Annotated in this window: 24 protein-coding genes; 13 read left to right on the plus strand and 11 right to left on the minus strand. The window is 72.4% G+C overall.

The window, feature by feature from the left end:
- Window positions 1–234: 234 nt before the first annotated feature.
- From ACH4OA_RS20715 to ACH4OA_RS20750, 8 genes are all read left to right on the plus strand, one after another.
- Complete coding sequence (locus ACH4OA_RS20715) at window positions 235–1293, plus strand: BMP family ABC transporter substrate-binding protein (RefSeq protein WP_365883657.1); 1059 nt, start codon at window positions 235–237, stop codon at window positions 1291–1293.
- A 165-nt stretch (window positions 1294–1458) separates the two neighbouring features.
- Entirely contained in the window at window positions 1459–3018 is a 1560-nt protein-coding gene (locus tag ACH4OA_RS20720; protein WP_397970116.1) for an ABC transporter ATP-binding protein, read from the plus strand.
- Window positions 3015–4142 (plus strand): ABC transporter permease, encoded by a 1128-nt coding sequence (locus ACH4OA_RS20725; RefSeq protein ID WP_365880224.1) that lies wholly within the window; start codon window positions 3015–3017, stop codon window positions 4140–4142. The genes ACH4OA_RS20720 and ACH4OA_RS20725 overlap by 4 nt, the downstream gene beginning before the upstream one ends.
- Window positions 4142–5428: an ABC transporter permease gene (locus ACH4OA_RS20730; protein ID WP_365880226.1), complete on the plus strand. Its 1287-nt coding sequence runs from the start codon at window positions 4142–4144 to the stop codon at window positions 5426–5428. Before ACH4OA_RS20725 ends, ACH4OA_RS20730 begins: the two co-directional genes overlap by 1 nt.
- Window positions 5425–5829 carry a cytidine deaminase gene (locus ACH4OA_RS20735; RefSeq protein ID WP_397970088.1) on the plus strand — a complete coding sequence of 135 codons (405 nt, stop codon included), beginning with the start codon at window positions 5425–5427 and terminating at the stop codon, window positions 5827–5829. Before ACH4OA_RS20730 ends, ACH4OA_RS20735 begins: the two co-directional genes overlap by 4 nt.
- Window positions 5830–5907: 78 nt before the next feature.
- Complete coding sequence (locus tag ACH4OA_RS20740; protein ID WP_397941706.1) at window positions 5908–7185, plus strand: thymidine phosphorylase; 1278 nt, start codon at window positions 5908–5910, stop codon at window positions 7183–7185.
- A gap of 95 nt (window positions 7186–7280) precedes the next feature.
- On the plus strand, window positions 7281–7865 hold the full coding sequence (locus ACH4OA_RS20745) for a Uma2 family endonuclease (RefSeq protein WP_397941544.1): 585 nt from the start codon (window positions 7281–7283) through the stop codon (window positions 7863–7865).
- A 100-nt stretch (window positions 7866–7965) separates the two neighbouring features.
- On the plus strand, window positions 7966–8319 hold the full coding sequence (locus ACH4OA_RS20750) for an STAS domain-containing protein (protein WP_397941546.1): 354 nt from the start codon (window positions 7966–7968) through the stop codon (window positions 8317–8319).
- On the opposite strand, the gene ACH4OA_RS20755 is transcribed toward ACH4OA_RS20750, so the two are convergent.
- Both ACH4OA_RS20755 and ACH4OA_RS20760 read right to left on the minus strand, forming a co-directional pair.
- Window positions 8203–9216: a sigma-70 family RNA polymerase sigma factor gene (locus tag ACH4OA_RS20755; protein ID WP_397970090.1), complete on the minus strand. Its 1014-nt coding sequence runs from the start codon at window positions 9214–9216 to the stop codon at window positions 8203–8205. The genes ACH4OA_RS20750 and ACH4OA_RS20755 overlap by 117 nt on opposite strands.
- Before the next feature lie 175 nt (window positions 9217–9391).
- Entirely contained in the window at window positions 9392–10678 is a 1287-nt protein-coding gene (locus ACH4OA_RS20760) for an MFS transporter (RefSeq protein WP_397946640.1), read from the minus strand.
- Window positions 10679–10741: 63 nt separating this feature from the next.
- On the opposite strand from ACH4OA_RS20760, the gene ACH4OA_RS20765 reads away from it, so the two are divergent.
- Window positions 10742–11695 (plus strand): LysR family transcriptional regulator, encoded by a 954-nt coding sequence (locus tag ACH4OA_RS20765; protein ID WP_397941549.1) that lies wholly within the window; start codon window positions 10742–10744, stop codon window positions 11693–11695.
- A gap of 457 nt (window positions 11696–12152) precedes the next feature.
- Here ACH4OA_RS20765 and ACH4OA_RS20770 read toward each other — a convergent pair whose 3' ends face one another.
- Entirely contained in the window at window positions 12153–12914 is a 762-nt protein-coding gene (locus tag ACH4OA_RS20770; RefSeq protein ID WP_397941551.1) for an alpha/beta hydrolase, read from the minus strand.
- 130 nt (window positions 12915–13044) lie between these two features.
- On the opposite strand from ACH4OA_RS20770, the gene ACH4OA_RS20775 reads away from it, so the two are divergent.
- Both ACH4OA_RS20775 and ACH4OA_RS20780 read left to right on the plus strand, forming a co-directional pair.
- The gene (locus tag ACH4OA_RS20775) at window positions 13045–14232 is read left to right on the plus strand and encodes an adenosine deaminase (RefSeq protein ID WP_397970092.1); all 1188 of its coding nucleotides are present in this window, start codon (window positions 13045–13047) and stop codon (window positions 14230–14232) included.
- A 151-nt stretch (window positions 14233–14383) separates the two neighbouring features.
- Entirely contained in the window at window positions 14384–14767 is a 384-nt protein-coding gene (locus tag ACH4OA_RS20780; protein WP_397941555.1) for an ATP-binding protein, read from the plus strand.
- Between the two features lie 76 nt (window positions 14768–14843).
- Here the strand turns inward: ACH4OA_RS20780 and ACH4OA_RS20785 are convergent, their stop codons facing one another.
- The 5 genes from ACH4OA_RS20785 to afsQ1 all read right to left on the minus strand — a co-directional run bounded on the left by ACH4OA_RS20785 (window position 14844) and on the right by afsQ1 (window position 18860).
- Window positions 14844–15044 carry a PspC domain-containing protein gene (locus ACH4OA_RS20785; RefSeq protein WP_365884114.1) on the minus strand — a complete coding sequence of 67 codons (201 nt, stop codon included), beginning with the start codon at window positions 15042–15044 and terminating at the stop codon, window positions 14844–14846.
- A 70-nt stretch (window positions 15045–15114) separates the two neighbouring features.
- Window positions 15115–15711 carry a VanZ family protein gene (locus ACH4OA_RS20790; RefSeq protein ID WP_397941557.1) on the minus strand — a complete coding sequence of 199 codons (597 nt, stop codon included), beginning with the start codon at window positions 15709–15711 and terminating at the stop codon, window positions 15115–15117.
- A 277-nt stretch (window positions 15712–15988) separates the two neighbouring features.
- Entirely contained in the window at window positions 15989–16591 is a 603-nt protein-coding gene (locus ACH4OA_RS20795) for a hypothetical protein (RefSeq protein ID WP_397970094.1), read from the minus strand.
- Window positions 16588–18186 (minus strand): ATP-binding protein, encoded by a 1599-nt coding sequence (locus ACH4OA_RS20800; protein WP_397946637.1) that lies wholly within the window; start codon window positions 18184–18186, stop codon window positions 16588–16590. The genes ACH4OA_RS20795 and ACH4OA_RS20800 overlap by 4 nt, the downstream gene beginning before the upstream one ends.
- Entirely contained in the window at window positions 18183–18860 is a 678-nt protein-coding gene (gene afsQ1, locus ACH4OA_RS20805) for a two-component system response regulator AfsQ1 (RefSeq protein WP_026248263.1), read from the minus strand. The genes ACH4OA_RS20800 and afsQ1 overlap by 4 nt, the downstream gene beginning before the upstream one ends.
- A gap of 241 nt (window positions 18861–19101) precedes the next feature.
- Between afsQ1 and ACH4OA_RS20810 the strand changes: the two genes are divergently transcribed.
- Entirely contained in the window at window positions 19102–19842 is a 741-nt protein-coding gene (locus tag ACH4OA_RS20810) for a SigE family RNA polymerase sigma factor (RefSeq protein WP_397941563.1), read from the plus strand.
- Between the two features lie 191 nt (window positions 19843–20033).
- Here ACH4OA_RS20810 and ACH4OA_RS20815 read toward each other — a convergent pair whose 3' ends face one another.
- Window positions 20034–20636 carry a uridine kinase gene (locus tag ACH4OA_RS20815; protein WP_397941708.1) on the minus strand — a complete coding sequence of 201 codons (603 nt, stop codon included), beginning with the start codon at window positions 20634–20636 and terminating at the stop codon, window positions 20034–20036.
- Window positions 20637–20796: 160 nt separating this feature from the next.
- On the opposite strand from ACH4OA_RS20815, the gene ACH4OA_RS20820 reads away from it, so the two are divergent.
- Window positions 20797–21201, plus strand: a complete 405-nt coding sequence (locus ACH4OA_RS20820; protein ID WP_365879174.1) for a hypothetical protein — start codon at window positions 20797–20799, stop codon at window positions 21199–21201.
- A gap of 117 nt (window positions 21202–21318) precedes the next feature.
- Here ACH4OA_RS20820 and ACH4OA_RS20825 read toward each other — a convergent pair whose 3' ends face one another.
- Together ACH4OA_RS20825 and ACH4OA_RS20830 are read right to left on the minus strand one after the other, a co-directional pair.
- Window positions 21319–22203 (minus strand): aldehyde dehydrogenase family protein, encoded by an 885-nt coding sequence (locus ACH4OA_RS20825; RefSeq protein WP_397970096.1) that lies wholly within the window; start codon window positions 22201–22203, stop codon window positions 21319–21321.
- Complete coding sequence (locus ACH4OA_RS20830; protein WP_365879178.1) at window positions 22196–23626, minus strand: aldehyde dehydrogenase family protein; 1431 nt, start codon at window positions 23624–23626, stop codon at window positions 22196–22198. The genes ACH4OA_RS20825 and ACH4OA_RS20830 overlap by 8 nt, the downstream gene beginning before the upstream one ends.

The following is a 23626-nucleotide window of genomic DNA, read 5'->3' on the forward strand; positions in this document are numbered from 1 at the left end:
GGAAGCAAGCCAATCGCACACGGTCCGCAACACGGCCGGTATATGCCCCGGAGTCCGAGTTCAGACAGTGTTTGCCTCGAATCGATAACGGCTTCCCGAGAGGGTTTTTTGCGACATCTACGCGCGTTACGATGCCGCGAAGCCGACGCCGACGGGGCGTCTCGGCCGGAGCACCGCGAAGGTGCTCACATCAAGCGCCGACATGGCGCTCAGGTCAGGTGAAGGAGCCTTCCCGTGCGCCGGGTAGCCAAGATCTCCGCTGCGTGTCTCGCGTCCGCAGCTCTCGCCGTGACTGCCACCGCCTGTGGCAGCACCTCCTCCGACAACAACGACGCCGGCTCGCCCTCCGCCGGCGGCGGCAAGGGTGTCAAGGTCGGTCTCGCCTTCGACGTCGGCGGCCGCGGCGACCGCTCCTTCAACGACTCCGCCGCGCGCGGTGCCGACAAGGCGAAGCAGGAGTTCGGCGGTGACATCAAGGAGCTGACCGCCAAGACCTCCGACACCGAGGCCGACCGCGAGCAGCGCCTGTCCGACCTGGCCGAGGCGGGCTACAACCCGGTCGTCGGCGTCGGCTACGCCTACGCGGCCTCCATGACGAAGGTCGCCGCGAAGTACCCGAAGACCAGCTTCGGCATCGTCGACTCGGTCGTCACCGGCACGAACGTCGACAGCATCACCTTCACCGAGGAGCAGGGCTCCTACCTGGCCGGTGTCGCCGCCGCGCTGAAGACCAAGGCGAAGCACGTCGGCTTCATCGGCGGTGTCGACGTCCCGCTGATCAAGAAGTTCGAGGCGGGCTACGTCCAGGGCGTCAAGGACACCGACCCGAAGATCAAGGTCGACACGCAGTATCTCTCCCACGGCTCGGACACCTCCGGCTTCGCCAGCCCCGACAAGGGCAAGGAGGCCGCGCAGGGCATGCTCGACAACGGCGCCGACGTCGTCTACACGGCGGCCGGCTCCTCCGGCAACGGCGCGATCGAGGCCGTCGCGGGCAAGAAGGGCGCCTGGGCCATCGGCGTGGACTCCGACCAGTACAACGTCCCGGGCCTGGCCAAGTACAAGAAGTCGATCCTGACCTCGATGGTCAAGAACGTCGACCTCGGTGTGTACGACTTCGTGAAGTCGGTCCGCGACGGCAAGCCGCTGTCCGGCACCAACACCTACTCGCTGGCGAAGGACGGCGTGAAGCTGTCCCCGAGCGGCGGCTTCATCGACGGCATCCAGGCCAAGCTGGACGCGGCGAAGAAGAAGATCGTCGACGGCTCCATCAAGGTCAAGACCACCCCGTGACCTGACGGGTCCCTCCGGACCCGGGCCCGGCGGAGGCCTCTCCCCAGCCTTCCGCCGGGCCATAACGATGTGTCAACTCTACGCGTGTAGCGCAGAGTTGCCGCGCTAGCGTCGCCGACGCCCAGCCCCCTCCCCGTCGCCCCTTTTCCCCGAGGAGAGTGCGCCATCAACGCGTCCAGCCCTCCCGCTGCCGTCGAACTGCGCGGCATCACCAAGCGTTTCCCCGGCGTCGTCGCCAACCGCGACATCGACATCACGGTCCGCACGGGCACCGTCCACGCCCTGTGCGGCGAGAACGGCGCCGGCAAGTCCACCCTGATGAAGATCCTCTACGGCATGCAGCAGCCGGACGAGGGCACCATCACGGTGGCCGGCGAGCAGGTCGTCCTGAACAACCCCGGCGACGCCATCGCCCGCGGCATCGGCATGGTGCACCAGCACTTCATGCTCGCCGACAACCTCACCGTGCTGGAGAACGTCGTCCTCGGCGCGGAGAAGCTGCACGGCATCGGGGGCAGGGCCCGCGCCCGGATCAAGGAGATCTCGGACGCCTACAGCCTGAACGTCCGGCCCGACGTCCTCGTGGAGGAACTGGGCGTCGCCGACCGCCAGCGCGTGGAGATCCTCAAGGTCCTCTACCGCGGCGCCAGGACCCTCATCCTCGACGAGCCGACCGCGGTGCTCGTGCCGCAGGAGGTCGACGCGCTCTTCGACAACCTGCGCGAGCTGAAGGCCGAGGGCCTGACCGTCATCTTCATCTCGCACAAGCTGGGCGAGGTGCTGTCGGTCGCCGACGAGATCACCGTCATCCGGCGCGGCACCACCGTCGGCACGGTCGAGCCGCGGGGCACCACGCCCCGGCAGCTCGCCGAGCTGATGGTCGGCAGCGAGCTGCCCACCCCGGAGACCGAGGAGTCCACCGTCACGGACGTCCCGATGCTGGAGCTGGCCGGACTGCACCTGACGCAGACCGGCCTCGACGGCGTCGAGCGGATCATCCTGGACGAGATCTCCTTCACCATCCACCAGGGCGAGGTCCTCGGCATCGCCGGCGTGGAGGGCAACGGCCAGTCCGAGCTGGTCGAGGCGATCATGGGCATGCGGCAGCCCGACGCCGGCGTCATCACGCTCGACGGCACCGACATCTCCCACGCCGCCACCCGCGACCGCCGCGAGTCCGGCATCGGCTACATCCCCGAGGACCGCCACCGCCACGGCCTGCTCCTGGAAGCACCGCTGTGGGAGAACCGCATCCTCGGCCACGTCACCGAGAAGCCCAACTCGCGCGGCGGACTCCTCGACATCAAGGCGGCCCGCGCCGACACCGAGCGGATCGTCCGGGCGTACGACGTGCGCACACCCGGCATCGACGTGACCGCGGCCTCGCTGTCCGGCGGCAACCAGCAGAAGCTGATCGTCGGCCGCGAGATGAGCCACCGCCCCAAGCTGCTCATCGCCGCCCACCCCACCCGCGGCGTGGACGTCGGCGCCCAGGCGGCCATCTGGGACCACATCCGCGAGGCCCGCCGCGAGGGACTGGCCGTACTGCTGATCTCCGCCGACCTGGACGAGCTGATCGGCCTCTCCGACACCCTGCGGGTGATGTACCGGGGCCGTCTGGTCGCCGACGCCGACCCCGCCACCATCACCCCCGAAGAGCTGGGCTCCGCCATGACCGGTGCGGCCACCGGCCACCTGGAGCACACAGAGGACGACGCGCGATGAACAAGCTGACCTCACGGATCGACAAGGAGCGGCTGCTCCTCGGCATCGCCGCGCCACTGCTGGCCGTCGTCGCCGCGCTCGTCGTCACCGCCCTGGTGATCGCCGCGACCGGCAAGAACCCCGGCTCCGCGTTCAGCGACATGATGACCTACGGCTTCGCCAGCGACAGCCAGGTCTACATCCTGAACAAGGCGACCACGTACTACCTCGCGGGTGTCGCGGTGGCCGTCGGCTTCCGCATGAACCTGTTCAACATCGGTGTCGACGGCCAGTACCGGCTCGCCGCGTTCATCGCCGCCGTCCTCGGCGGCGCGCTGACCGTGCCCGGCTGGATCGCCATACCCCTGATCATGATCTGCGCCATGGCGACCGGCGCCCTGTGGGCGGCCATCGCCGGCGTCCTGAAGGTGACCCGCGGGGTCAGCGAGGTCATCGCGACCATCATGCTGAACTCCATCGCCACCGCGATCATCGGCTATCTGCTCCAGCCGGAGCGCCTCGGCGAACTCCAGCAGGGCGGCACCCTCGTCTCCACCAAGCCGCTGCCGGCGTCCTCGTTCTTCTTCAGCATCGACACCGGCCCGGCCGGTGTGCTCGACGGCTTCATCGTCGTCGCCGTGATCGTCGGCCTCGCCTACTGGTTCGTCCTCGGCCGCACCCGGTTCGGCTTCAACCTGCGCACCGTCGGCCAGTCCGAGAGCGCCGCCGCCGCGAGCGGTGTGTCGGTGAAGAAGATGGTCGCCACCAGCATGATCATCTCGGGTGCGGTGGCCGGTCTGATCGGCATGCCCACGCTGCTGAACGAGAGCCACCAGTACGACAACAGCTTCCCCACCGGCATCGGCTTCACCGGCATCGCCATCGCGCTGCTCGGCCGCAACAACCCGGTCGGCATCGCGCTCGGCGCCCTGCTCTGGGGCTTCCTGGAGCGCACCACCAACCACCTGGAGTTCCAGGGCTACGACAAGGAGATCCTCGGCGTGATCCAGGGCGTCATCGTCCTGTGCGTCGTGATCGCCTACGAGGTCGTCCGACGCTACGGCCTCAAGCGCCAGCAGCAGCGGGTCGGCGCGGAACTCGCCGCCCAGGCCGCCGCCCCGACGAAGAAGCAGGAGGTGGCGTGATGACTGCCACGATGACCGAAGCGCCGCCGCCCGCGGCGCCCAAGGCGCCGGACGCGTCCCGGCGCACGGGCCGCTCGCCCGGCCTGATCCTGATGATCGTCGCCGGTGCCCTGCTGCTCGTCGCGGCCGTCCGCATGATCACCGGCGCCGAGCAGCTCGACTCGGCCGGACAGGTCGCCGCCGCGCTCGGCCTCGCCGTGCCGATCGGCCTCGCCGGACTCGCGGGCCTGTGGTCCGAGCGGGCCGGCGTGGTCAACATCGGCCTCGAAGGCATGATGATCCTCGGCACCTTCGGCGCCGGCTGGGTCGGCTGGCAGTCCAGCCCCTGGCTCGGCCTGCTGTGCGGCATCGGCTTCGGCGTCCTCGGCGGCCTGGTGCACGCCGTCGCCACCGTCACCTTCGGCGTCGACCACATCGTCTCCGGTGTCGCCGTCAACCTGCTCGCGCTCGGCGCCACCCAGTACCTCGCCAAGCTGTTCTTCGCCGACGGCAAGGCCGCGGAGGCGGGCGGCAACCCCAAGCAGTCGCCGCCCGCGGACACGCTGCCCGACATCACCGTCCCCGGCCTGTCCGACGGCCTCGCCTCGATCGAGAAGCACCACTGGTTCCTGGTCTCCGACCTGGCCGGCATCATCGGCGGCCTGGTCACCCACCTGTCCGTGATCACGGTCCTGGCCGTGCTGCTGTTCGCCGGCAGCTGGTGGCTGCTGTGGCGCACCCCGTTCGGGCTGCGGCTGCGCTCCTGTGGTGAGAACCCGGTCGCCGCGGAGTCCCTCGGTGTCAACGTCTACCGGTACAAGTACGCGGCCGTGGCCGTCTCCGGCGGTCTCGCCGGCCTCGGCGGCGCGTTCCTCGCCCTGGTCACCTCGCACACCTACCTGGAGAACCAGACCGGAGGCCGCGGCTACATCGGTCTCGCCGCCATGATCTTCGGCAACTGGCGGCCCGGCGGGCTGGCCATGGGCGCGGGCCTCTTCGGCTACTCCGACGCCCTCCAGCTCCGCAACGGCGGCGTCACCGTGCACGCCCTGCTGCTCCTGCTGGTCGTCCTGCTCGCGCTGCTGGCCGGCTGGAAGCTGTACAAGAAGGCCGTCGTGCAGGGCGTGGTCAGCGCCGTCATGGCCGCGCTGGTCCTGGTCTGGTACCTGGTCACCGACGAGGTCCCGAGCGACTTCGTGGGCGCCACGCCGTACGTCGTCACCCTGCTCGTGCTGTCGCTGTCCGCGCAGCGCCTGCGGATGCCGAAAGCGGACGGCATGCGCTACCGGAAGGGCCAGGGCAAGTGACCGGGGAAGGCGACGCGTTCGACTGGGAGGCGCTGCGCGCCGAGGCCCGCGAGGCCATGGCCCACGCCTACGCCCCCTACTCGGGGTACCCGGTCGGCGTGGCCGCCCTGGTCGACGACGGCCGCACGGTCACCGGCTGCAACGTCGAGAACGCCTCCTACGGCATCGGCCTGTGCGCCGAGTGCGGCCTGGTCTCCCAGCTCCAGCGCACGGGCGGCGGCCGGCTGACGCACTTCACCTGCGTCGACGGCACCGGCGCCCTGCTCGTCCCGTGCGGCCGCTGCCGCCAGCTCCTCTACGAGTTCGGCGGCCCCGGTCTGCTCCTGGACACCCCCGCGGGCGTCCTGACGCTCGCCGAGATGCTGCCCCAGGCCTTCGGCCCGGACCATCTCACCCGTTAAGGCCGTACGGCCCCCCTGCCCCGCCGGCAGGGGGGCCGCGCACTTCGCACCTCCCGGAAGGAAGCCCCAGCCATGGCCATGGACGCCATCTCCGTCATCCGCACCAAGCGGGACCGCGGCGAGCTGACCGACGAGCAGATCGACTGGGTCATCGACGCGTACACCCGCGGCGAGGTCGCCGACGAGCAGATGTCCGCGCTCGCCATGGCGATCCTGCTCAACGGCATGAACCGCCGCGAGATCGCCCGCTGGACCGCGGCCATGATCGCCTCCGGCGAGCGCATGGACTTCTCCTCGCTGTCCCGCCCGACCGCCGACAAGCACTCCACCGGCGGCGTCGGCGACAAGATCACCCTGCCGCTCGCGCCCCTCGTGGCCGCGTGCGGCGCCGCCGTGCCGCAGCTCTCCGGCCGCGGCCTCGGCCACACCGGCGGCACCCTGGACAAGCTGGAGTCGATCCCCGGCTGGCGTGCCCTGCTCTCCAACGAGGAGATGCTGCACGTCCTCGACACCACCGGCGCGGTGATCTGCGCGGCGGGCGACGGCCTGGCCCCCGCCGACAAGAAGCTGTACGCGCTGCGGGACGTCACCGGCACGGTCGAGGCCATCCCGCTGATCGCCTCCTCGATCATGTCCAAGAAGATCGCCGAGGGCACCGGCTCCCTGGTCCTGGACGTGAAGGTGGGCACCGGCGCCTTCATGAAGACGATCGAGGACGCCCGCGAGCTGGCGTCCACCATGGTCGGCCTCGGCACCGACCACGGCGTGCGGACGGTCGCGCTGCTCACCGACATGGCGACCCCGCTCGGCCGCACGGCGGGCAACGCGCTGGAGGTCCGCGAGTCGGTGGAGGTCCTGGCGGGCGGCGGCCCGGCGGACGTGGTGGAGCTGACGATCGCCCTGGCCCGGGAGATGCTGGAGGCCGCCGGGATCAAGGACGCCGACCCGGCGAAGGCGCTGGCCGACGGCTCGGCGATGGACGTCTGGCGCCGCATGATCGCGGCCCAGGGCGGCGACCCGGACGCCGCGCTGCCCACGTCGAAGGAGCAGCACGTCGTCAAGGCCCCGGCCACCGGTGTCCTCACCCGCCTCGACGCCTACGACATCGGCATCGCCGCCTGGCGGCTGGGCGCCGGCCGCGCCCGCAAGGAGGACCCGGTGCAGGCGGCGGCGGGCGTCGAACTGCACGCCAAGCCGGGCGAGACGGTGACCGAGGGCCAGCCCCTGCTGACCCTGCACACCGACACCCCCGAGCGCTTCGCCTACGCCCTGGAAGCGGTGACGGGCTCCTACGACATCGCATCCCCGGGAACCCCGTTCACGCCCACCCCCGTAGTCCTGGAGCGCATCGCCTGACCAGCGAACTCCCCGTTCGGGTGAAGGGGAGCGGTGGACCCCCGCCGCTCCCCTTCGGCATGCTGGTATCGGTGACGCACCGATAGGAGACCGCCATGAGCGCACTCACCGTCAGCCACGACCCCGAGCAGAGCTGGGACGACCTCGTCCGGTTCTGGGAGGAGATGGAATGGCCTGAGGGCAGCAAGGTGGAGATCATCGAGGGGATCGTCACCGTGTCACCTGCTCCCGCGTCCCGTCACAACGTGATCGCGGAACGCATTCAGCGTCGCCTCTACTCAGTCGTCCCCGAGGACTGGGGGATCTTCCAGACCCAGGCCATCGCCGTGCCGTCGCGGATGGGCATGCTCATCCCGGACCTGCTGGTGGCTCCGGTGCGGGAATGCGCTGAGACGGACTCCCACCTGCCCGCCGCCCTGGCCGAACTCGTCGTCGAGGTGACCTCCAAGTCCAACGCCCGCCATGACCGCGTCGCCAAGCCGGCCGCCTACGCCACCGCCGGTATCCCGCTCTACCTCCTGGTCGACCGCTGGGCCCCCGGAGGCCCCACCGCGACGCTGTACGGCGAGCCGAAGGGCGACGTGTACCGGGTGCTGAGCGCGGTGAAGTCCGGCGACCCGATCAAGCTGCCGGACCCGTTCGGTATCACCATCGACACTGGGGAGTTCCCCGTCGACTGAGCCGGTACAACCGGGCGCGTCCCGGCGGAAGTGTCGCCTGGGTGCCCGGGGCGGCGGGGTGGGGCGATGAGTTCCGGGGGCGTCGGCGGTCTACCCGCGTGTGGATGCCAAGACGCCCGCCGTGCTCGTCGTGCCCGGGACCGTCCGCCGGGAGGAGGTGCCGGCGCTGTGTGCCGCCGTGCGGACACTGCTGCGGGACAGCGGGGCCGGGGTGGTCGTGTGCGACGTGGGCGGGATGGGACCGCCGGACCTCGCGGCCGTCGACCTGCTCGCCCGGCTGGAGCTGGCCGCCCGCCGGGCCGGCGGGCGGATACGGCTGCGCGGCGCCGGCCCCGCGCTAGGCGCCCTGCTCGGCCTCGTCGGCCTCCGCTTCGAGACGGAGGGGCAGGTCGAAGAGCGGGAACCAGCGCGGGGTGTCGAGGAAGAAGTGGAAACCGGTGATCCGGCCGGCTGAGATCTCCAGCACCTGCACCGCCCACGGCGTGAACCCGCCGTTGTCCGGGTCCGGCTTGTAGTGCGCGAACCCCGGCAGCCCGTTGGCCCGCACCGGCAGCAGCCGGGACCCGGCGCACGAGGCGCCGAAGGTGGTCATGAAGCCGGTGATGTCGGCGGTGCCGCGCAGCCACAGGTCGAACGGCGGCATCGTCATGATGGCGTCCTCGTGCAGCAGCGCCGTCAGCGCCGTCATGTCATAGCCCTCGAACGCCTTGACGTACCGCTCCAGCAGCTCGCGCTGCTCCTCGTCCAGCGGATCGGACACCGCCCCCTCCGCGCCCGCGTCCGCCCGCTCCGCGAGCGTCGCCCGGGCCCGCTGCAGCGCGCTGTTCACCGAGGCCACCGAGGTGCCCAGCAGCTCGGCCACCTCGCTCGCCTTCCAGGCCAGCACCTCCCGCAGGATCAGCACCGCCCGCTGCTTGGGCGGCAGTTGCTGGAGGGCCGCCATGAAGGCGAGCCGCACCGACTCCTTGGCGACCGCCGCCTCCGCCGGGTCCGCCACGGCCGGCAGCACCCGCGCGTCCGGCATCGGCTCCAGCCAGGTGTGGTCCGGACGCGGGGACAGCGCCGCCCGGGCGAGCGGGGTCGACTCCGTCAGATCCATCGGCCGCGCCCGCTTGCTGCCCGCCGACAGCATGTCCAGGCACACGTTCGTCGCGATCCGGTACAGCCACGACCGGAGCGAGGAGCGGCCCTCGAACTTGTCGTAGCTCCGCCAGGCCCGCACCAGGGTGTCCTGCACCGCGTCCTCGGCCTCGAAGGAGGAACCGAGCATCCGGTAGCAGTACCCGGTCAGCTCGGTCCGGTGCTTCTCCAGTACGACGTCCAGGTCCGCCGTCGCCGTTCCGTTCCCCATCGTCCACCCACCCCTGCGGCCGTTCCCGGCGCACCGTCGCGCCCCAGCACCTTGGAAGCTACCGCAGGCCACTGACAAGAGCGCCCGAAGTTGCCGAACGCGCAGGTGGGAGCGGGTGCGAGGAGCCGGTCGGGACGACGCCCCGGTCGCCGAGGGCCGGGCGCGGCGGGCGCGGTCACCGCGCCTCGGCCGCCTGCGGCCCGCGGGCCGCCGCCCGGGCCGCCCGGGAACCGAGCACCGTGATGGCGACGACGCCGAGGACCGCCAGCAGTCCGACGCCGACCGTGCCCGCCCAGCCGCCGGCGTGGAAGGCCAGCGCGCCCACCGTGCTGCCGGCGCTGGAGCCGATGTAGTACGCGGACTGGTACAGCGCCGACGCCTGGGCCCGGCCGTGCGCGGCCGTCTTGCCGACCGCCGAGGAGGCGACCGCGTGCCCGGCGAAGAAACCCGCCGTGATCAGCACCAGGCCCAGCAGGACCAGCGGCAGCGTGGCGGCCAGGGACAGCACCAGGCCCGCCGCCGTCGTACCGCCCGCCAGGTACAGCGCGCCCCGGCGGCCGAACCGGCCCACCAGCCGGCCCGCGGTGGAGGCGGAGACCGTGCCCACCAGATAGACCAGGAAGATGGAGCCCACGATGCCCTGCGGCAGCCCGAACGGCGCCGCCGTCAGCCGGTAGCCGATCACCGTGTAGACACCGCCGAACACGGTCATGAACAGCGCGCCGATCGCGTACAGGCGGCGCAGCAGCGGGTCGGAGAGGTGCCCGCGGACCGTGCCGAGCAGCACGCGGGGCCGCAGCGAGCCCGGCGCGAAGTGCCGCGGCGCGGGCAGCAGCAGCCGGAACGCCACCGCGCACACCACCGCGAGCGCCCCGATGACGCCCACCGAGACCCGCCAGCCCCACTCCTGCGCGACCCAGCCGGTGATCACCCGGCCGCTCATCCCGCCGACGCTGTTGCCCGCCACGAACAGTCCGATGGCCGTGACCAGCGCCTTCGGCCGTACCTCCTCCGCCAGGTACGCCGTCGCCGAGGCCGGCAGACCGGCCAGCGCCGCGCCCTGCACACCGCGCAGCACCACCAGCGCGCCGATCGACGGGGCGAACGGCACCAGCATGCCGACCGTGACGGCGACGGCCAGCGAGGCGGTCATCACCGTACGGCGGCCGAAGCGCTCCGACAGCGCGCTCATCGGCAGCACGAACAGGGCCAGCCCGCCGGTCGCGGCCGCCACGGTCCAGCTCGCCCGGCCCGCCGCGACCCCGAACTCGCCGGAGATCAGCGGCAGCAGGGCCTGGGTGGAGTACAGCAGGGCGAAGGTCGCGACCCCGGCGAGGAAGAGGGCGAAGCTCATCCGGCGGTAGCCGGGGCCGCCCGGGGTCATCCGGGAGTCGGAGTCGGAGGCAGGGACGGAGGAGACGGCGCCCACGCTGATGGACGCCCCGGTACTGGCGGGAGACATGCCTCGACCGTAGAGACGGCCCCGTTCATCCGTCCAATGCACACCATCGCCATAATCGTTCCCATGGTGCATCAGCAGAGGTCAGGCGCGCGGCTGTCACCGTCCGGTGACACAGAAGACATGACGCTGTCGCTGGCGCCGCGTCTGGCCTACTTCGCCGGGGTGGCCCGCACGGAGCACGTCACCCGGGCCGCGCGGGAGATGAACGTCCCGCAGTCCACCCTGTCCCGCGCGATGGCCCGCCTGGAGCAGGACCTGGGTGTCGACCTGTTCGCCCGGCACGGCCGCACGGTGTCCCTGACCACCGCGGGCCGCACCTTCCTCGCCTCCGTCGAGCGGGCCCTCGCCGAGGTCGGGCGGGCCGCCGAGGAGGTCCGCGCGGACGCCGACCCGGCCACCGGCAAGGTCGCCTTCGGCTTCCTGCACACCATGGGCGCCGAGACCGTGCCCGGGCTGCTGCACGCCTTCCGCGCCGATCACCCGCGGGTCCGCTTCAGCCTGGTGCAGAACCACGGCGAGGCCATGCTGGAGGGCCTGCGCGCCGGCGAACTGGACCTCTGCCTCACCTCGCCCGTGCCCGACGCGCCCGACCTGGTCGCGCGCCGGCTGGACGAGCAGAAGCTGCGCCTGGTCGTTCCCGCCGACCACCGGCTGGCGGCCCGCCGCCGGATCCGGCTCGCCGAGGCGGCCGAGGAGACCTTCGTGACGCTGGAACCCGGCTACGGTCTGCGCCGGATCACGGACGACCTGTGCCGTCAGGCCGGCTTCAAGCCCCGGGTGGCCTTCGAGGGCGAGGAGGCCGAGACCCTGCGCGGTCTGGTGGCGGCGGGCCTGGGTGTGGCCCTCCTGCCCCCGCCGACGGTCCCGCGGCCGGGCGTGGTGGAACTGACGGTCACGGCCCCGAGGGCGGCCCGGGAGATCGGCGTCGCCTGGCCGGCCGGCCGCCCGGACACCCCACCGGTGGCCGCGTTCAAGAAGTTCCTGCTCTCCAGAAGAGGCAACCTGCTGCCGGCCTGACGGCAACCTGCCGGCGGCCTGCAGGCAGGCTGGGCGGGGGTGCGGGCGAGCAGGCGGCAGGCCCGCGTCCGGCCGTGGCGTGCCCGTGCCGTGCCGGGCCGGGCCCCGAAAGCCACCGCACATGACCGGTGAGCGCACGGAAACGGCGACCGCACGCACCCGATGACGCGCACACGACCCCATGTGAGGCGCACGCCCCGCGCGCTCGACGACCGCACGGAACCACGGCCGCACGCCCACGCGGCCGCGTCCGGCACGTGACCCGTCCGCGGGGCCGCGCGTCCCGCACGCGATCCGCTCACGGGGCGACGCGCCCCGCACGTGACCCGCCCACGGGGCCCCGCGTCCCGCACGGGGCCCGTCCACGCGGCTGCACCCGCACGTGACCCGCCCACGGGGCCCGTCCACGCGGCCGCACCCGCGCGCGACCCGCCCACGGGGCCGCGCGTCCCGCGCGCTACCGCCGCAGCGACCGTCCGAACCCCGCGGCCAGCGGCATGCGCAGGCCGATCGGGGGCGGTGCGGCGAGGGCGTCCTCCACGGGGCGGGAGACGGCGTGGCCGAACAGCGCGCCCATCGCGAAGTCGATCGCGAGGGACAGCACTTCGCTGCGGTGGCCGTGCAAGCCGTGGCCGTCGGAGTGCACTTCGAACCGGCACACCTCCCGGTTGGCCTTCTTCGCCCGCGCCGCGAAGCGGAACGACAGTTCGGGGTCGGTCCGTTCGTCGTTCGTGCCGTGCGCGATCAGCACCCGGCGCCCGGCCAGGTGCCGTACCGGCTCGGCGGGCGCGGCCATGTCCTCCTCCGGCAGCCAGGGAGCCAGCGCGACCACGGAGTTGACCGCCTCGTGGCCGCCCGCCCGCAACGCCGCCCTGCCGCCCATGTCCACGCCGGCCAGGCACACCGGCACGTCCCCGTACCGGCGGACGACCTCGTCGGCGGCCCACTCGGCGTCCGCCGCCAGATGCGCCTCGCCGCCGTTCCAGCCGCGGTAGCGGTAGTGCACGGGGTGCACGGCCAGTCCCTCGGCGTGGCCCGCGCGGGCGAGGCGGCGGCCCAGGGCGCGGACGAGGGTCATCGGGCGGACGGGGGACGGCCGGCGGACCGAGACCTCCTCGCCCCCGGGGAGCAGCAGCACCGCTCCGCACACCGCTGCCGGCCGCGGGCCGACTGCCTTTCCCAGCCTGGCCGTTCGCGGCGGTGTCGCTTGCTGTCCCATGACAGAACAGTGTCAGAAGGCGCGGTGTACGAAACCCGTACGTCGGGTCACCGTTGCGTATCGACGGAAAAGCACCGGAAACCGCTGCCGGATCCGGGTGTTCTACGCGCGTAGGAGTTAGAGTGCCGAAATGACGAGCCAGACTGCACCGACGGGGGCCGTCCCGGCGACCGCTCCGGCCCACGTTCCCACGCCGGACCAGATCCGCCGGGCGCCCAAGGTACTGCTGCACGATCATCTCGACGGCGGACTCCGCCCGGAAACCGTCGTCGACCTCGCCCGGGAGAGCGGTTACGCCGGGCTGCCCGAGACCGACCCGGAGAAACTGGGCCTCTGGTTCCGGGAGGCCGCCGACTCCGGCTCCCTGGAACGCTATCTGGAGACCTTCCGGCACACGGTCGGCGTGATGCAGACCCGGCAGGCCCTGGTCCGGGTCGCCCGGGAGTGCGCCGAGGACCTCGCGGAGGACGGCGTCGTCTACGCCGAGGTCCGGTACGCGCCCGAGCAGCACCTCGGCGCGGGGCTGACCCTGGAGGAGGTGGTGGAGGCCGTCAACGAGGGCTTCCGGCAGGGCGAGCGGCTGGCCCGGGAGAACGGCCGGCGCATCCGGGTCGGCGTCCTGCTCACCGCCATGCGGCACGCGGCCCGCTCCCTGGAGATCGCCGAACTGGCCAACCGCCACCGGGACTCGGGCGTGGTCGGCTTCGACATCGCCGGTGCCGAGGCCGGCTACCCGCCCACCCGGCACCTCGACGCCTTCGAGTACCTGAAGCGGGAAAACAATCATTTCACCATCCACGCCGGCGAGGCGTTCGGGCTGCCCTCCATCTGGCAGGCGCTCCAGTGGTGCGGTGCCGACCGGCTCGGGCACGGTGTGCGGATCATCGACGACATCGAGGTCCACGAGGACGGCTCCGTCACCCTCGGCCGGCTCGCCTCCTATGTGCGGGACAAGCGCATCCCGCTGGAACTGTGCCCCAGCTCCAACCTCCAGACCGGAGCCGCGACCTCCTACGCCGAGCACCCGATCGGGCTGCTGCGCCGGCTGCACTTCCGGGCCACCGTGAACACCGACAACCGGCTGATGTCGCACACCAGTATGAGCCGGGAATTCGAGCATCTCGTGTCCGCTTTCGATTACACGCTGGACGACGTCCAGTGGTTCTCCGTCAATGCGATGAAATCAGCGTTCATTCCTTTCGATGAAAGACTCGCGATGATCAATGACGTCATCAAGCCCGGATTCGCCGAGCTGAAATCCGAATGGCTGTTCCGGCAGACCGCCTCTACCAGCGGTTCCGGCAGTCCGGAGGCATAGTCGCCGCATCCTGTGCGGCACGGAATGCGGGCGCTCCCTCACCCGGCGCCCGCATTTTGGTATTTGCGGTGGGCGGTGTGGGGTGTTTACGGTCGTGGACCGCTCGGATCGTTTGTGATCTCGTTTCTCCGCACGCAAGGACGCAATCACCATGAAGCAGTCTGCTGCCAGGACCCTCGGTGTCGCCGCCCTCGGTGCCGCCATCGCCGCCGTCGGCGCGGGCGCGGCCCACGCGGCCCCGGCCGCCCGGGACGCCGGCCACACGCTGGACACCGTCACGAAGACGCTGCCGCCCGAGCAGCTCATCGACGCGCTGCCCGAGAGCGGAGCGGTGAAGACGCTCAAGCCCGTGGCCAAGCGCGGTGCCGCCGCCGCGCTCCCGGCCCTGAAGAAGGGAGCGGCCGCCGCGCAGCCCGTCGCCGAGAGCGTCGTCGCCGAGGGACCGACCAAGCCGGTCGCCGGTCTGCTCGGCGGACTGCCGCTGAAGGGGCTGCCCACGCACGGTGTGCCGGTCAACGGGCTCCCGCTCGGCTGAGCCCGCCCTCCGCACGACACGCGGGGCGCTCCGGTGCGGGTACGTCCGGACGCGCCCCCGGGGCGCGTCCCCGCGCTCACCAGGCCGTACGCACCTTGTCCTCGGACGGCAGCAGCAGCCACAGCGCTATGTACAGCAGGAACTGCGGGCCCGGCAGCAGACAGGACACCAGGAAGATCACCCGCATCGTCGTGGCCGAGGTGCCGAACCGGCGGGCCAGTCCGGCGCAGACTCCGCCGATCACGCGGCCGTGGGTGGGGCGGGAAAGGGCGGTCATGTCGGCTCCTCCGTGGTCGTCGGCTCGCTGACGAGCCGCTGGCGGGTCCCGGCGGGACCCTCAACTGCCCTCAACGATAGGCAGACGAAGGGGACGAAGCATCACTCCAAGGGGCGATACCGACCCTGGAAATCGTCGGGGTACGGCCCTGAGGCGGCTCCTCCGGGACGGTGAAGGGCGGCCCGGTCTCGCCGGATTCCCTCGCCGCCCGCCGCAGCAGGGCGCGGCCCGCCGGGACGACGGCCAGGTGGGCGAGGACGACACCCGCCGTGTTCAGCAGGAGGGAGTCGACGTCCACGACCCGGCCCGGCACACCGGTCTGCAACAGAGCGATGCCGAGGGAGATCAGCGCGCCGGCGGCGGCCGTCCGCAGCAGTGAGACGAGCGGGGAGACGGTGAGCCTCCCGTGCGCCGCCGGCAGCAGCACGCCCAGCGGCGCGAGCAGCGCGAGCCCCTCGCCGAGCGGTCTGGCGGCGCCCGGCCAGCCCAGCGCCAGATCGGCCCGGACACCGGCCAGCGGGCGCAGGTTCGGGGGCATCACCCAGGGGACGTCCAGGGGACGCAGCATCAGCCAGGCGACGAGGGCGAGGTGCGCGACGAGGAGGACACCCCCTGTCACACGGACGCGGATCACGGCGCTGCCGCCGATGGAGCCTTGACGCTGCACTCCCCCCTAGACGCCGGGGCGAAGCCGATTGGTTCCGGGTGGAAACGATTCGGCTGGACATGGCGGGGGCGCACGCAAGAGCGCGCGGCCCGCCGCACACCCCCGGCCCACCCGGACCACCGGCCTCCGCAGGCTCCGGACCTCCCCGCCCGCGCCGGGCCACGGCCCGCTCCAGCCCCCACCGCCCGCGCCGGTCCGCCCCGCACACACCCGCATCCCGCCCCCCGAACCCGGACAGCCGGCCCCCCGACCCGGGGCAGCCGGCGGCCCGGAGTCGCTACGAGTCGGTCACCTCGCCCGACGGCGACCGGGTGCCGCCCGGGCGTTCGCGGACCCGGTCCGTGCACTCGTAGCGGCGCAGCGGGCTGCCGTCCGGGCCGCCCAGGATGACCGAGCCGTCGCCCTCCGTGGCCGCCGAGTCGGACAGGGTGCACACGAGCTGGGCCAAGGCGTAGGAGGTGAGCCGCGACGGGGCCGTGGTCAGCCGGAGCGTGTCCTCGGGGTCCTTCGGGCCGGGCCCGCGCACACCGAGACCGCCCGGCACGTACGTCGTATAGCCCGCGGAGCGCTCCGCGGCCGACGGGGACGCGGCGAGCTGGTCCAGCAGCCCCTGCGCCACGATCACCCGGCGCCGGGCGTCCGGCGTGCCCTCAGGGACCGGCACGGTGCGGTCCACGGCCACCAGGGACGCCCCGCACAGCAGGAAGACCTGCGCCGGCACCCCGCGCGAGGACTGCGTGGACAGGTCCGGCCCGGTCAGCGTGCACGGCACCCGGGACGGCGCCGCCCCGAAGTCGGTCGGCACCTCCGTGGCCCGGATGCCGCAGCCGGTGAGCAGCGCGCCGAGCAGGGGCAGCGCCACCAGGCGTCGTACGGTCATGACCCCGCCTTCCCCGGCGTGCCGGTGTCCGGTCCGCCGGTGCCGTCCCCGCCGTCCCCGTCGCCGTCCCGCTCGGTCAGCGGCGAGGAGTCCCGGGGCAGGCGGAGCGTGAAGACCGCGCCGCCCTCCTCGGAGTTGGCCGCGCTGATGTCGCCGCCGTGGATGTGGGCGTTCTCCAGGGCGATGGAGAGGCCGAGCCCGCTGCCCTCGGAGCGGGGCCGGGACGCGCTCGCCTTGTAGAAGCGGTCGAAGACGTGTGGCAGGACGTCCTCGGGGATGCCGGGCCCGTGGTCGCGGACCCGGATCTCGACCGAGTCGTCCGTCTCGCGCACCGACACCCGCACCGGCGACCCGCCGTGCTTGAGCGCGTTGCCGACCAGATTGGCGAGTATGACGTCCAGGCGGCGCGGGTCCAGCCGGGCGTGGATGCCGCGCTCGGCGTCCAGCTCCACCGCGTCCAGCCAGGCCCGGGCGTCGATGCAGGCGGTGATCTGGTCGGCCACGTCGACGTCGTCCAGCACCAACCGGGCGGTGCCCGCGTCGAAGCGGGTGACCTCCATCAGGTTCTCGACCAGGTCGTTCAGCCGCCGCGTCTCGCTGACCACCAGCCGGACCGCGGGCTCGACCATCGGGTCGATGCCGCCGGCCTCCGACTCCAGCTCCTCCTCCAGCACCTCCGTGACGGCGGTGATGGCGGTGAGCGGCGTCCGCAGCTCGTGCGACATGTCGGCGACGAACCGGCGGGACGCCTCGTCCCGGGCGGCCATGTCCGCGACCCGCTTCTCCAGCGCCTCGGCGGCGTTGTTGAACGTCCGGGACAGATCGGCGAGTTCATCGGTGCCGGAGACCCGCAGCCGGGTGTCCAGCCTGCCCTCGCCGAGCCGCCGCGCGGCCACTCCGAGCCGGTGCACCGGCTTCAGCACGGTCGTGGCGGCGGCCTGCGCGAGCAGCGCGGCGCCGATCAGCGCGAGCCCGGTGGCGATGCCCAGCGACCAGGCCAGCGAGTTGAGGTCCTTCGCCTCCGGTTCCAGGGACTTCGCCATGTAACCGGTCGGGCCGCCGCCGATGACGCGGGTGCCGGCCACCAGATACGGCGTGCCGTGGTCCGTGACCCGCTGCCAATACAGGTGGTACGGCTCCTCGTCGGCGCCGGTCGCCCGCTGCCGCTTGGCCACGGCCGTGCGCAGCGAGCCGGGCACGTCCTCCAGCGCGAAGCCGTTGATGCCGCCCGAGGTGCCGTACACCGTCTTGCCCCCGGCGTCCTCGGCGACCAGCAGCACGCTGAAGCGCTGGCTGCTGGCGGCCATCTGGCCCGCCGCGCGCTGGAGCTGGTCCTGGGTCGGGCGCTCGGGCAGCGCGCCGGCGCGGTTCTGCATCTCCTGCCGGAAGTCGCGCAGCACCGCGTCCTGGGCGCGGGTGAGCACCGCCTCCCGGTTGAGCCAGTAGGCGATGCCGGACGCGGACACGGCGGCGGTGAGCGCCACCAGCCCGAAGACGACGACCAGCCGCAGCCTGAGGCTCGTGAACCTGAGCCGCGACAGGCTTCCCCCGCGCCCCGCGGCCCAGCCGCGCAGCCCTCCTCGCGTCTCGGTCACTGAGGAGCGTCCAGGCGGTAGCCGACACCACGGACGGTACGGATCAGCGTCGGGGAGGACGGCACGTCCTCGACCTTGGCGCGCAGCCGCTGCACACACGCGTCGACCAGGCGCGAGTCGCCCAGGTAGTCGTGCTCCCACACCAGCCGCAGCAACTGCTGCCGGGACAGCGCCTGACCGGGCCGCCGGCTCAGCTCCAGCAGCAGCCGCAGTTCGGTCGGGGTCAGCTGGAGGTCCTCGCCGTTCTTCGTGACGGTCATCGCGGAGCGGTCGATGACGACGTTGCCGAAGGTCGCCGAGTCGCTGGACTCGCGCTCGCCGCGGCGCAGCACGGCCCGGATCCGGGCGTCCAGCACCCGTCCCTGCACCGGCTTGACGACATAGTCGTCGGCCCCCGACTCCAGCCCGACCACCACGTCGATGTCGTCACTGCGCGCGGTCAGCAGGATGATAGGCAACTGGTCGGTGCGCCGGATGCGCCGGCAGACCTCGAACCCGTCGATGCCGGGCAGCATCACGTCCAGCACGATCAGGTCCGGCCGCTGTTCGCGCAGCAGCTTCAGACCGTCCTCGCCGCTGGCAGCGGTGGCCACCCGGTGACCCTGGCGCGTCAGGGACAGCTCCAGGGCCGTGCGGATGGCGTCGTCGTCCTCGATCAGCAACAGGGAAGGCACGCGCTCATTCTGGCCCATGGAGCGGGTGTCGTACGACCCGCCGGCGCCCTGCCTTCCCCACCGCCACCGGCCGTGCGCGGCGGGTGACGGCCGGGGGCGGGACCCCTGTGACAGGTCTGTGACAGTCGGCGGACACGGCGATGAAGTGCCCCCGGCAGGCTTTTGGTCACAGGGCGGGGGGATGATCCACAACCGGCCCGGCACCACCGAATCACCGGAAGTCCACGACGGGGAGCGCGAGATGAAAACGCTGCACGGCATCAGCACCAGCGCAGTGATCACGCGTCTGCACGACGTGCACCGGGGGTCCGAGAAGTCCGGTGGCGCGAGCGGATGGGGGTGCGCTCGCGGCACCGGGCGTCAGCACCCGGCGTACATGTCGGTGGTTGACGCGCACACGGGGGAGACGCACGGGGGAACCGCGTACAGGGAGGACTCGGGGGAGCGGCGCCGTTCGCTGACGGAGGCGGAGTTCACCGCCTACGTCCAGGAACGCCGCGCCTCCCTGTACGCCACCGCCTACCACCTGACCGGCGACCGCTTCGAGGCCGAGGACCTGCTGCAGAGCGCGCTGTTCTCGACGTACCGGGCCTGGGACCGGATCAGCGACAAGGCCGCGGTCGGCGGATACCTGCGCCGCACCATGACGAACCTGCACATCAGCGCCTGGCGGCGGCGCAAGCTCAACGAGTACCCGACCGAGGAACTGCCCGAGACGCCCGGCGAGACGGACGCGATGCGCGGCACCGAGCTGCGCGCGGTCCTGTGGCAGGCGCTGGCCCGGCTGCCCGAACTCCAGCGCACCATGCTGGTCCTGCGCTACTACGAGGGCCGCACGGACCCGGAGATCGCCGACATCCTCGGCATCAGCGTCGGCACGGTGAAGTCCAGCATCTGGCGCTCGCTGCGCCGGCTGCGCGAGGACGAGGTCCTCAGCTTCGGCCGTGACGAGGAGAGCGCCTTCGGCGAACTGGTCGCCTGAGGCAGGGGGCCATCGGGGGATGGCCCGAGGGGGGACACGGGGGAACAACGGGGGAGCACAGAGGAACGGGATCGGCGGGCCGGGGGGCCGGCCGGTCCCGTTCCGCTTTCCGCGCTCCGGTACGGCGATCACGCCGCCGTGCCGGTAGCGGTACGCCGGTCAGGCCGGCGTAACCGGTAGCCGTACGGCGGTCAGGCCGCCGTCTCCTGCCGGGCCCGCCGGTCGGCCGCCGCGGTCGCCAGCCGGCCCAGGGCCTCGTCCCGGCCGCACGCACGCGCGCCCAGGGACACCTGGTGGGCGACGATCGACCGTTCCGCGCGCATCAGCCGCCAGCCGCGCCGCAGCAGGAACGGCACCGACTTGCGGCCCTCCTTCAGGTCCCGCAGGAAGCGCCGCCGGAAGGTGGTGACCGGGCCGCGGGTCAGGCACAGCGCGTCCGCCAGCACGCCCAGCTCCCGGCAGCGCCCGACGATCTCCGCGGCGAAGATGCCCTCGGCGATGAACACCGGGGTACGGCCGATGCGCAGCGTCCGCTCGCCGGTACGGGCGCTGCGCGCGAGGTCGTACACCGGCACCGGCGTCGAACCCGTGGCGCACAGCCGGGCGATGGCCTCGACCGCGACGTCCGCGTCCCAGGACCGCGGGTGGTCCCAGTCGATGTCCGCGCTCCCCTCCACCAGCGGCAGAGTCGGGTCGTCGCCCTCCTTGTAGAAGTCGTCCAGGCGCAGCACGGGAAGCCCGGAGCGGGCGGCGACGAGGGACTTGCCCGAGCCCGAGGGGCCGCACAGCAGCACGACACGGGCGGGAGACGGAGGATGAATGCTCACGGAACACCAGTTTGACGCATGGCGGGCGCCCTGCCGACCCCGCGGGTCCGCTTTTGAGCGCGCGTCCCGCCTCAACTACCCTTCGTGTCGACAGCATCACCCTGCGCACCAGAAGGTGGCATCAGCGATGGCCCGACACACTTCTCCGCACCGCCCCGCCGCACGGCGCGCCCTGCTCGTCCTCGCCGCCGCGGGAGCGGCCCTGGGCGCGGGCGCGGCCACGGCGTCCGCCGACTCGGTTCCCGGCCTGGGCGTCAACTACCGGCCCCTCGACTTCGGCACCATCGACCCCCAGGCCGGCCTGCGCGCCACGACGGGCATCGTCGGCTATGTCACCGGCCCGGTCGCCGGGCTCAAGCCCAACCCGCTGGCGGGCACCGGCGTCGACCCGCTGGACAACGGGGTGGGCACCCAGCTCGCCGACTTCAAGCCGGTCGGCTCCCGGATGCTGACGGCCCCGCTGGCCCAGGCCCCGTCGCTGGGCAGCGTGCCGGGGGTGGGCCCGCTGCTGGGGGCACTGGGCCGTCAGTAGTCCCGAACCGGCTCAGCAGTCCGGGCCGACCCGCTGGTCCCGGGCCGGCCCGCCAGTCACAGACCGACTCGGTAGTCCCCGTCCCGGGCCGACGGAGGCGCCGGGCCGGTGGCGGCGTCAGTAGGAGGAGCCGGAGGCGCCCAGCGACCCGGTCGGGTGCCAGACCGTCTTCGTCTCCAGGAACGCCGTCATCCGCTCGATGCCCGGCGTCTCGGCGTAATCCACAGGCTGGGGACGGAGCACCCGCTTGAGATTGTCGGCCGCCGCGATCTCCAGCTCCTTCGCCAGCTCCTCGTCCGCGCCCGCGAGGTCGATGGCGTTGACGTCCTGGTGCGCGGCGAGCGGCGCCGCGATCTCCGCCGTACGGCCGGACAGCACGTTGACCACGCCGCCCGGCACGTCGGAGGTGGCCAGCACCTCGGCCAGGGACAGCGCGGGCAGCGGAGCCTTCTCCGAGGCGATCACGACCGCCGTGTTGCCGGTGGCGATCACCGGGGCCAGGACCGAGACCAGACCGAGGAAGGACGAGTCCTGCGGGGCCAGCACGGCGACCACGCCGGTCGGCTCCGGGGAGGAGAGGTTGAAGTACGGGCCCGCGACCGGGTTGGCGCCGCCCAGCACCTGGGCGATCTTGTCGGTCCAGCCCGCGTACCAGACCCAGCGGTCGATCGTGGCGTCCACGACGGCCGCCGCCTTCGACTTCGACAGGCCCTCCGCGTCCGCGACCTCCCGGACGAACTGCTCCTTGCGGCCCTCCAGCATCTCCGCGACGCGGTAGAGGACCTGGCCGCGGTTGTACGCGGTCGCGCCGGACCAGCCGCCGAACGCCTTGCGCGCGGCCACGACCGCGTCACGGGCGTCCTTGCGGGAGGAGAGCGGCGCGTTCGCCAGCCACTTGCCCTTCGAGTCGGTCACCTCGTACACCCGGCCGCTCTCGGAACGCGGGAACTTCCCGCCGACGTACAGCTTGTAGGTCTTGAAGACACTGAGCCGATCAGACATCGAGGTACGCCTCCAGGCCGTGGCGGCCGCCCTCGCGGCCGAAGCCCGACTCCTTGTAACCGCCGAACGGCGAGGTCGGGTCGAACTTGTTGAACGTGTTGGACCAGACGACACCGGCCCGCAGCTTGCCGGCGACCGCCAGGATGCGCGAGCCCTTCTCGGTCCAGATGCCCGCCGACAGGCCGTACGGGGTGTTGTTCGCCTTGGCGACCGCCTCGTCCGGCGTGCGGAAGGTGAGCACCGACAGCACCGGGCCGAAGATCTCCTCGCGGGCGACCGTGTGCGCCTGGGTGACGTTCGTGAACAGCGTCGGGGCGAACCAGTAGCCGGCCGAGGGCAGTGCGCAGGACGGGGACCAGCGCTCGGCGCCCTCCGCCTCGCCCCGCTCGGCCAGCGCGGTGATCCGGGCCAGCTGCTCGGCGGAGTTGATCGCGCCGATGTCGGTGTTCTTGTCCAGCGGGTCGCCGAGGCGCAGCGTGGACAGGCGGCGCTTGAGGGCGTCCAGCACCTCGTCCTGGACCGACTCCTGCACCAGCAGCCGCGAGCCCGCGCAGCAGACCTGGCCCTGGTTGAAGAAGATGCCGTTCACGATGCCCTCGACGGCCTGGTCGACCGGCGCGTCGTCGAAGACGATGTTGGCGCCCTTGCCGCCCAGTTCCAGCGTGAGCTTCTTGCGGGTGCCGGCGACCGTCCGGGCGATCTGCTTGCCCACCGCCGTGGAGCCGGTGAAGGCCACCTTGTCCACGTCCGGGTGCGCGACCAGCGCGGCGCCGGTGCGGCCGTCGCCGGTGACGATGTTGACGACGCCCCGGGGCAGGCCCGCCTGACGGCAGATGTCCGCGAAGAACAGGGCGGACAGCGGGGTCGTCTCGGCCGGCTTCAGCACGACCGTGTTGCCGGTCGCCAGCGCCGGGGCGATCTTCCACGCCAGCATCAGCAGCGGGAAGTTCCAGGGGATCACCTGGCCGGCGACGCCCAGCGGACGCGGGTTCGCGCCGAAACCGGCGTGGTCCAGCTTGTCGGCCCAGCCCGCGTAGTAGAAGAAGTGCGCGGCGACCAGCGGGAGGTCCGCGTCGCGGGTCTCCTTGATCGGCTTGCCGTTGTCCAGCGTCTCCAGGACCGCCAGCTCGCGGCTGCGCTCCTGGATGATCCGGGCGATGCGGAACAGGTACTTGGCGCGCTCGGCGCCGGGCAGCGCCGACCACTTCTCGAACGCCTTGCGGGCCGCCCTGACCGCCCGGTCGACGTCCTCCGCGGTGGCCTGGGTGTACTCGGAGAGCACTTCCTCGGTGGACGGCGAGACCGTCTTGACGAGATCCCCGCCCGCGCTGTCGACGAACTCGCCGTCGATGAAGAGGCCGTAGGACGGAGCGATGTCGACGACCGCGCGCGACTCGGGCGCGGGAGCGTACTCGAATGCCAT

Origin of the sequence: Streptomyces sp. NPDC017095 (genome assembly GCF_044332325.1) — a bacterium.
GTDB lineage: Bacteria > Actinomycetota > Actinomycetes > Streptomycetales > Streptomycetaceae > Streptomyces.